Annotated in this window: 4 protein-coding genes; 2 read left to right on the top strand and 2 right to left on the bottom strand. The window is 73.0% G+C overall.

What is annotated here, in order from left to right; genetic code table 11:
* Together AC1DUQ_RS18165 and AC1DUQ_RS18170 are read right to left on the bottom strand one after the other, a co-directional pair.
* Positions 1 to 1,038 (bottom strand): cellulase family glycosylhydrolase (locus tag AC1DUQ_RS18165; protein ID WP_477074283.1); only part of this gene is annotated, 1,038 nt, incomplete at its 3' end.
* Positions 1,039 to 1,187: 149 nt separating this feature from the next.
* Positions 1,188 to 2,300: an alpha/beta hydrolase gene (locus tag AC1DUQ_RS18170; RefSeq protein ID WP_477061209.1), complete on the bottom strand. Its 1,113-nt coding sequence runs from the start codon at positions 2,298 to 2,300 to the stop codon at positions 1,188 to 1,190.
* A gap of 81 nt (positions 2,301 to 2,381) precedes the next feature.
* Here AC1DUQ_RS18170 and AC1DUQ_RS18175 point away from each other — a divergent pair, with 81 nt between their 5' ends.
* Both AC1DUQ_RS18175 and AC1DUQ_RS18180 read left to right on the top strand, forming a co-directional pair.
* Positions 2,382 to 4,070 carry a bifunctional lysylphosphatidylglycerol flippase/synthetase MprF gene (locus tag AC1DUQ_RS18175; RefSeq protein WP_477061210.1) on the top strand — a complete coding sequence of 563 codons (1,689 nt, stop codon included), beginning with the start codon at positions 2,382 to 2,384 and terminating at the stop codon, positions 4,068 to 4,070.
* A partial coding sequence (locus AC1DUQ_RS18180) for a hypothetical protein (RefSeq protein WP_477074284.1) occupies positions 4,067 to 4,504 on the top strand: 438 nt, incomplete at its 3' end. The genes AC1DUQ_RS18175 and AC1DUQ_RS18180, both read left to right, overlap by 4 nt.

Below are 4,504 nucleotides of genomic sequence, written 5' to 3' on the forward strand. Positions count from 1 at the left end.
GGGGGCCGGGGTCGTCGGCTGGACGCCGCCGTAGACCTTGGCCGTCACCGCGGTGGACTTGATGCCGTTGGTGCCGTTGAAGATCCGCGTGCCCCAGGAGGACAGCTGCGCCGGGTTGAAGCCGGTCACCATGTCGAGGTACTCGACGCCGCCGCCGTTGCCGGACCAGGACCAGCCGTAGTAGCCGATCCCGCGCTTGACGGCCTCGGACATGATCGTGTCCTCGTCGGGGTCGCCGTCGGAGTGCATGTTGCCGAACTCGCCGATGACGAGCGGCAGGCCCTTGGCCGTGAAGGCGTCGAGGTAGGCGTTGATGGTCGACGCGTTGTTGTAGACGCCGTACATGTGCACGGAGAACAGGACGTTCTTGTCAGGGTCGGACGCGGCCACGGTCGCGGCGTTGTCGCGCATGATCCCGGCCCAGTCCTGACCCCACGAGGGGGCGTCGATCACGATGTTGTGGTGCAGCCCGGCCGCGCGGAGCTTGGCGATGGCGGCTGAGCTGGCCGAGGCCCAGGTGGCGTTGGTCGTCGCGTTGTTGCCGAACGGCTCGTTGCCGATGTTGATCTGGACGTAGTCCTCCTGGCCCTGCAGCGCGGACGCGATGCTGACCCAGTAGTTGGCGGCGGTGTCGAGGGTGACCGCGCCGCTCTGCTCGCCGTAACCGGTGGTGTCGTGGTTCTCGAGCATGCAGATGAGCTTGTTGGCCTTGCACTGGCTGATGATGCCGGCCACGTCGGCGGCGTCGTTCTTGGTCCAGCGGTCGCCGCCGGACAGGACGACCCGCAGCGCGTTGGCGCCGGCGGCGCGGATGGCGGGGATCGCGGCCGGCGTCTGGGAGACGTACCAGGTGTGGGCGTGGCTGACGCCGCGTGCGATGAACGGGGTGCCGTCCTTCTCCACGAGCTGGGTGCCGGAGACGTGCAGGCCGGGGGGCGTCGCGGCCTGCGCGGAGGTGGTGATCAGCGACGTCGCACCGAGCGCGACGACGGCGGCAGCCAGGACGGCGCCGGACAGCAGGGACCTACGAGACCTCATGGGACTTCCTCGTTCCGTGGGCATCTGGGGACCGCGCAGCGGGCGGTCGACGTGTGGATGCACCCGCCCGCCGTTCCGCCGGCCGGCCGGCGGGCGGGTGCGTGGTCACACAACCAGGTCGGGGAGGCGCTCTCCATCGCCTAAACGCTTCACGGCATGTGTGCGGACGCGAACACCAGTCCGTAGGGGATCGCGACCCGCGCCATGGTCCACGTATGCCGCTGCCCGGCCTCCTCGCGCTGGAGCACGTCCTGCCCGCGCGCCGCCAGGCTCTCGGCGATCGCGGTGCCGTCCCGCCGGGGCTGGCCGTGCTCGAGGCCGGCGATGTCGACGAACAACGCGACCTCGTGCGGCAGGGGGATCGTCGGCGCGTAGCTCACGACGTCGTGCTCGTCCCACTCGGCCTCCGTCGCGAGCATCGCCCGCCCGCCGGCACCCGGATCGCCGTACGGCTCGATCGCGAGGATCGCGCCGTACAGCTCGGGGTGCCGCAGGCCCTGGTCCAGCGCGCAGAAGCCGCCCGCCGAGAAGCCGCCGACCGTGCGGTGCTGCCAGTCCGTGGCGGTCCGGTACTCCCGGTCGACCCAGGGGATCACCGTGTCGGTCAGGTAGGTCTCGACCTGCGACCCGCCCGTGGTGGAGTCGAGGCACTCGGTGTCCGACGCCCCGGGTCCGGTGCCGTTGACGTCCACGCCGACGACGATCATCGGCTGCACCAGCCCGTGGGCGAGCAGCACGTCCATGACGTGCGGGACGTCGCCTGCTGCGAACCAGTCGCCGCTCGCGCCCGGAGTGCCGTGCACGAGGTAGACGACCGGGTACCGCGTCGACCCGTCGGGATATCCGGGCGGTGTGTAGACCCACGTCAGGCTGTCGCCCGGCATGCGGTCGGCGGCGGGCGCCGGGATCTGGACGGACTCGACCCCGCCGTCGTGCGGGCCCGCCGCGTGCGGCTCGGCGGCCGGGCCGACCCCCCAGCTCGCCAGGGCCACGCGGGCGGCCGCCATGTCGGGCGCGTAGCCCACGGCGATGTTCGCCACGAAGCCGGCCGCCAGCGCGACGGCGAGGACCGCGGCGGTCCACTGCGGCCACGTGAGCCGGTGCCGGGCGCGCCGACGGACCGCCCAGAGCACCGCGAGGACCGCGAGCAGCAGCAGGGCGACCACGGTCCACCACGAGCTCAGCCAGTCCCCGCCCGCGCTCAGCTCCTCCAGCACGTCAGGGGGAAGGACGCTGCCGGGCGGGTCCTCCGCACGGACCATCGGCTCCCCCTCTCCGCCCCCGGTACGGGGACCAGCCTGTCAGGCTGCCGCCGGGAAGGTCCCGACGGGCACACTGGGGCGATGACGGCCAGCCCCGGTCTCGCGCCCAGCTCCGCACGGTCGGCCATCGAGGAGCAGCGCCGCAGGAGCCGCGTCCGGGTGGTGGCCTCGCGCGTCGTGCTCGTCCTCGCGATCCTCGGGCTGCTGTCGGCGGTGGTGCACCCGCTCTGGAAGCGCATGGGCTTCGTGCGGGACCTCGTCCCCGGGCTGGTCGAGCACACGGCCCGGCCGACGCTCGTGCTCGTGTCCGTCGTCCTGCTGCTCACCGCCCGCGGCCTGCGGCGTGGGCACCGGCTCGCGTGGATCGCGACGATCGTGGCCCTCGCGGTCTCCGCCGCGCTGCACCTGGCGAAGGGCCCGGACCTCCTGGCGGCGGTCGTCGTCGCGGTGGGCGCAGGCTGGCTGGCGGCCCGTGGCAGCGCGTTCCCGGTGCTCCCCACCCGGCACGCGGTCCGGCAGGCGGTCGTCGGGCTCGTCGTCGCAGCCGCGTGCGTCGTCGTCCTGCTCGCCGGGCTCGTGGTCTGGGTGGTCGTCGCGGACCCCTCCGACGCGGACATCGAACGGCTGGGGCGGTTCCTGGCGCCGGTCACCTACCTGCTGGCCGTCGGCGGGCTCGCAGCCCTGCTCTGGTCCCTGCTCTCGCCGCGGCACCCGCATCGGCTGAGCCCGCAGGACCACCTCGAGGAGCGGGAGCGCGCGCGGCTCGTCGTCCAGGAGCACGGCGGCGGCACCCTCGACTACTTCGCGCTCCGCGACGACAAGGACTGGTTCTTCACCGGACGGTCGGTGGTCGCGCACTCGGTGCGCGGTGGGGTGTGCCTGGTCTCGCCCGACCCCATCGGGCCGGCCGAGGAGAAGGTGCTCGCGTGGGCGGAGTTCCTCGACCACGCCGACGACTTCGGGTGGTCGGTGGCCGTCATCGGCGCGGCGGCCGACTGGCTCCCCGAGTACGAGTCCAGCGGGCTGCGCACCGTCTACCTGGGCGACGAGGCCATCGTCGACTGCCCGACGTTCACGCTCGAGGGGCGCTCCCACAAGTCGCTGCGCCAGGCGGTGAACCGGGTCGCCCGCGCGGGCTACGTCACCACCTTCCACGACCCCGCGACGATCGGCGGCGAGCTCCGGGCGATGATCCAGTCGATGAGCGACGAGTCCCGGCAGGGGGACGTCGAACGCGGCTTCTCGATGACGCTCTCCCGGCTGTTCCAGCCCGCAGACACCGGCCTGATGCTCTCCGTCACGCGGGACCCTGCCGGCCGGGTCGACGCCTTCTGCCAGTGGGTCCCCGCCACCGACATCGGCGGCTGGTCGCTCGACGTGATGCGGCGGCGCACCGACACGGAGGGGCTGCCGAACGGGCTCATCGACGCCACGATCGTCGCGACGATCGCCCACCTCGCCGGTCGCGGTGAGCGTGGGCTCGGCCTGAACTTCGCGATGATGCGCGAGGTGCTCGAGGGCGACCCCGAGGCCGGCTCCCGCATGGACGCGCTGGCCCGGCCGATCCTGCAGCGGTTGTCGCAGGGCACGCAGATGGGCACGCTCAGCACCTTCAACGAGAAGTTCGACCCCGGCTGGGTGCCGCGGTACGTGGTGCTCGACTCGGTCGAGTTCGTCGCCACGCAGGCGCTCGTCCTGGCAGGCGCCGAGGGGGTGACGGAGATCCCGGTGATCGGGCGGTTCCTCGGCTCGATCGGGGCCGCCCCGTGAGCAGTGCCGTGCTCGCGGTGCTCGCGGCGGTCGTCGCGTCCGTCGGCTACGGCGTCAGCACCATCATGCAGGCCGTGGCCACGCGCCGGACCGCGGGCCTGGCCGTGGTCGCGCAGCCCCTGGTCATCGCCGCGTTCGCCGTCGACGGGCTCGCGTGGCTGCTGTCCCTCGTCGCGCTGGACCGGCTGCCGCTGTTCGTCGTGCAGGCGATCATCGCGTCGTCGCTCGTGGTCGTGGTGGTGCTCGCGCGGTTCGTGCTCGGGACCCGGATGCGGGCCGTCGACCGCGTCGCCGTCGTGGTCGTCGTCGGCGCGCTGGTGCTGCTGTCGCTGGCGGGCGGTGACCAGCCGGCGGTGGCCCCGCCCGACGGGTTCGTGCCGACGATGCTGGTGTCCGCCGGCCTCCTCGCAGGCGCCTTCGTGCTGGCCTACCGA

The sequence above is a fragment of the Cellulomonas sp. P4_B5_2 genome, from assembly GCF_056402235.1.